The following is a 4010-nucleotide window of genomic DNA, read 5'->3' as shown; positions in this document are numbered from 1 at the left end:
GACAACACCAAGCCCGCACCAGCCACTACAAACGACGCGGTCACATACCACCGGAAGCTGCTCACCTGTCAGAGCAAAGACCGTTGCAGTACTAGTGCCTCAGTGTCGCGAAGCTGCCTCGGTTGAGCGCGATACGCGTGGCGAGATCTTGCAGTGAGCACTCGATCTGGGCGTTCACGATCGGCTTGAAGTCCGTGACGTCTGGTGCTGTCGCGCGGTAGTCCGAGGGGTCGATGCCCCATGCCTCGATGAGGCTCCAGCCGGCATGAACACCTGCGGTATGACCGTCCATGCAGGAGACGCGCAGCCATGCTGTGCACTGGTCTGAGAAGTCGTAAGGCAGGTACGCGGTGCCTCCTACGCCTCGCAGCTCGTTGACCTGCTCTATCCACTGTTCTAGCAGTCGTGTCAGATTCGCGCCGAGGTGTCGCGACTCCAGTGTCAGGTAGTACGAGTCGCAGGTGTGACGGTGACCTCCGATGTGAAGTCGAAGATCGTTATGCCAGTGCTTTCCTGTCAGGTGCTCGAACCAGAGAGCAATCGAGGTCGTCATGAGAGCATTCTCTAGTGCTCTGACCGCATAGGTTCACCGAGTTGGGACGCCGCCCTTCATCGGACAGGTGTTCGAGAACGCTCGTGCAAGAGAACCGCCGCAGGAACGCGGAAGCGTCACTGGTGCTCGGATGGGGCTTGTCGTCGGGAGAGGGCCAGCCTGCGTCGCTCTCGGTCGATCTCGGTGACGACGACCGTGACCTCGTCGCCGGCCTGGACGACCTCCGACGGAGTTTGCACGGGCGTCCAGGTGAGCTCTTGCAGGTGGACCAGTCCCTCGATTCCGTCGGCGACCTGGACGAACGCGCCGAACGGGACCAGCTTGGTGACCTGTCCGTGCAGTTTTTGCCCCACCGCGATGCCGTCGGCGAATGCCTGGAAGGGATCCGGCAGCGTCGCCCGCAAGGACAGTCTGGCCTCCAGGTTCCAGGTGTCGAACTGGAGGAACTCGCATGAGACCCGCTGTCCGACCTCCACGACGTCAAAGGCGCTTTCGATGCGCCACCAGGACAGTTCGGGCACTGTGATGAACCCGACGCCGGGGAAGACGGGGTGGTCAGGACCTTCGTCCAGCGCTACGAACACGCCGAACCGCTCGATCGCTGTGACGGTGCCGGAAAGGAGTTCACCGCAGTGCAGTGATTCCAGGAACGTCCACAGCTCTGGGTTCTCAGACCGTCCGCCCATCATGCTTCCAGCCTTTCACGAGGAGCCGTGCCGGGCGGGAGGTGCGGTCACGCTGCGGTCTTGAGGGGGCGCCCGCCCCAGCGGACGCCCCTCTCGCTGCGGATGCGGGCGCGTTCCTTGCGTTCGGCGGCCAGGACGTCGCGGTGGCGGGCGTTGGCATTGCGCCAGCGCAGGTAGGCGTGCAGGGCCCGAGTCTGCACGATGTGGTTGGGATAGTGCGAGTTGGCGATGGTGAACTGCCGCAGCGGGCCGAAGTGCGCCTCGATGGGGTTCGCCCAGGAGGCGTAGGTCGGGGTGAAGCACAACTCGACCCTGTGCTTCCTGGCCCAGCGGCGGATGTCGACGCCCTTGTGCGCGGACAGGTTGTCCAGGATCACGTAGATCGGTGCGCCGTCAGGCCGGGCGGCACGGATCGACTTCAGCGCGGCCAGCGTGTTCGCGGCGCCCTTCCTGCGGCGGTTGACGCCCCACAGGCGGTCGTCGCCGACCGAGTAGCAGCCGTGGAAGTAGCGCACTCCATGCGTGCGGTGGTAGGTGGCCGGCACCCGGTCGGGACGTTTCCGTCCCGCCCAGCACGAGCCTGCGGTGGGGCGGATCCCGAGCGGGCCGAACTCGTCGAAGGCGAACACCCGGTCCGGGAAGCGGTCCAGGACCTCCTCGACCCGGTCCAGTTTCGCCTCGCGGTCGGGGTCTGGGGACTCCTTCCAGGTCTTGGTGCGCTGGAAGGTGACACCGCGGCGGGCGAGCAGGCACCGTAACGCCTCACGGCCGATGCGGATCATCCGGCCGTGGACTTTGCGCAGGTAGGCGACGAGCTTGCGCAGCGACCAGCGGGTGAAGGGCTGACCCAGCTTGGTGGGGCGGGTGGTGGCCGTCCGGACGACGAAGTCCTCGTCGTCACGACTGAGCAGGCGGGGACGGTCTCCCGCCCATTGAGGGTCCAGGCAGGCCAGGCCAATCTCGTTGAACCGGTGGATCACATCGCGCACGGTGTCCTCGTCGGCCTGCACCAGTCGGGCGATCACCGGCACCCGGTTCCCGCCGGCCGAGGCCAGCAGCATCATCGCGCGCCGATAGCGCACCGAGCTGGTGCTGCCCCGACGCACGATCTGCTGCAGCCGCTGTCCCTCCTGGTCGGTCAGTCTGCGCACACGGACAGGCTCAGCCACCGCACCTCCAGCGGTCGAATCGGACGTCACCCCACATCCAACCGCCACGACCCCACCCCGGCGAACCTATGCGGTCACAGCACTAGCGGGAGTTGACGGTAAGGTGCCGTCCGTCGTGACTCCGGACATGCGGGCCGGCACTGTCCTGGGCGTCTAGGAGCCGAACCGCGAAGACCTCGGACATGCGCTCTGCGACCTCGTCGGGCGTGAGCCAGTCGACGGCTGTGGACTCGTCGGAGGTGCGTTCGGCGCCGCCGGAGGGCTTGCATCGGAAGACCAGGGCGACGATGCCGCGGATGGTGTTCTTGTAGACCCCGGTGAGCTGGTCGACCTCGACGTGGATGCCCGTCTCTTCCCAGACCTCACGCCTGACGCCGCCCTCGGGTGCCTCGGGTGATCCTGCTGCACGACGCCCGGCACGGCTGCGCCACGCTGCTCACCGCGGCCGGCGTCGCGCCCCGCGTGGTGATGGAGATCCTCGGACACTCACAGATCGCCGTCACGATGAACGTCTACACGCACGTCGTGCAGGACACCCAGCGTGAGGCCGTCAGCCACATGGACCGGCTGCTGCGAAGGCGTCCCGGCCGTGAGTGAGCGTGGCCGTTTCGTAGAGGCTGCCAGAAGTCGCCGGCACGGGCGCTCTCTGGTTCATCGTCGGTTGCCTCTTTCCGAGGCTGTCCCCCGTTGTTGCTGTCATCCGCTGATGTCAGCCACGACCGAGCCCGCGCTGACTGCTCCTTTTCGGGGGGAGCTCTCAAGGCTGTCAGCCTCGCCCACTACAGTCCCCGCTCGTGATTGATGTTGCCCACCACACGGCTATGGATGACGACGCGCTTGTAGAGAGGCTGCGTGCCCTCGCGTGGGGCGCGGGAGGTGTGGTCCCTTCCCGTATCCGCCTTCCGGACCAACCCTTCCCCCGGCTGACGATGGTCGAAGTGGAGCATGCGGAACGGAAACTCGGCCACCGACTGCCGCACTTGCTCCGCCGCATCTACACCGAGATTGGCGACGGGGGATTCGGGCCCGATGGCGGCCTCGCATCGCTCGTGCCGCGCCCCGTTCCTCATTGGCCCGTGGAGAACTGGCCTTGCGCGACAACCATCCACGATGAGCGTCCGGGGTGGGGACCGCCAGCGTCGTGGTTCTTCCTGACAGGCGGCGGCTGCACCATGGAGTGGTACGTCTCTCTGATCGCGGTTGACCACCCGGTGCTGCTCTGGGACGCGGATGGCTGGGAACCGGACTGGGGCCAGGATCCTCATGAGGGTCTGCGATACGCGGCGCCTTCGCTGCGGCACTGGCTGTGGACCTGGGCAGACGGAGGCAATGTATGGGACGAGGCACTGGCACAGCTCAAAGTAGACGGCTAGCTGCGCAGTGTTAGGGCGGCGGGAGCGACCGGTCACGGACTTTGGTGGCAGCCCGTCCCGAGTCAACACTGCCAGTCGAGAGCCGTCGTTGACCAGTCAATACGGCACGAATGTGCCGCGGCGACACCCGCTTTAGAAGTCGTCTCATTTGGTGAGTCTGCGATAGCAGATGAGGGTGCAGGCAATGCTGGTGAAGGCCAGGAAGTGGTCGGCTGAGCGTTCGTAGCGG

At 65.9% G+C, this 4010-nt stretch carries 4 protein-coding genes and 2 pseudogenes; 2 read left to right on the top strand and 4 right to left on the bottom strand.

Annotated elements, in window-relative coordinates; genetic code table 11:
* Positions 1-91 precede the first annotated feature (91 nt).
* The 4 genes and pseudogenes from ACZ7MY_RS43025 to ACZ7MY_RS43010 all read right to left on the bottom strand — a co-directional run.
* Positions 92-553 (bottom strand): hypothetical protein, encoded by a 462-nt coding sequence (locus ACZ7MY_RS43025; protein ID WP_499611852.1) that lies wholly within the window; start codon positions 551-553, stop codon positions 92-94.
* 116 nt (positions 554-669) lie between these two features.
* Positions 670-1242 (bottom strand): S1 RNA-binding domain-containing protein, encoded by a 573-nt coding sequence (locus ACZ7MY_RS43020; RefSeq protein WP_499611850.1) that lies wholly within the window; start codon positions 1240-1242, stop codon positions 670-672.
* A gap of 44 nt (positions 1243-1286) precedes the next feature.
* The gene (locus ACZ7MY_RS43015; RefSeq protein WP_499611847.1) at positions 1287-2408 is read right to left on the bottom strand and encodes an IS630 family transposase; all 1122 of its coding nucleotides are present in this window, start codon (positions 2406-2408) and stop codon (positions 1287-1289) included.
* An 82-nt stretch (positions 2409-2490) separates the two neighbouring features.
* A pseudogene (locus ACZ7MY_RS43010) lies at positions 2491-2799 on the bottom strand (NUDIX hydrolase); the annotation flags it as partial.
* On the opposite strand from ACZ7MY_RS43010, the pseudogene ACZ7MY_RS43005 reads away from it, so the two are divergent.
* A pseudogene (locus ACZ7MY_RS43005) lies at positions 2799-3005 on the top strand (tyrosine-type recombinase/integrase); the annotation flags it as partial. The pseudogenes ACZ7MY_RS43010 and ACZ7MY_RS43005 overlap by 1 nt on opposite strands.
* Before the next feature lie 224 nt (positions 3006-3229).
* Positions 3230-3781 (top strand): hypothetical protein, encoded by a 552-nt coding sequence (locus ACZ7MY_RS43000; protein WP_499611845.1) that lies wholly within the window; start codon positions 3230-3232, stop codon positions 3779-3781.
* Positions 3782-4010: the final 229 nt, after the last annotated feature.

It is taken from the genome of Streptomyces sp. NPDC111520 (assembly GCF_055635295.1).
This window is presented reverse-complemented; position numbering and strand designations above follow the sequence as displayed.

Coding starts and splice junctions, on each gene's coding strand:
- ACZ7MY_RS43025 (WP_499611852.1), bottom strand. CDS start 553: ATGACGACCTCGATTGCTCTCTGGTTCGAGCACCTGACAGGAAAGCAC.
- ACZ7MY_RS43020 (WP_499611850.1), bottom strand. CDS start 1,242: ATGATGGGCGGACGGTCTGAGAACCCAGAGCTGTGGACGTTCCTGGAA.
- ACZ7MY_RS43000 (WP_499611845.1), top strand. CDS start 3,230: ATGGATGACGACGCGCTTGTAGAGAGGCTGCGTGCCCTCGCGTGGGGC.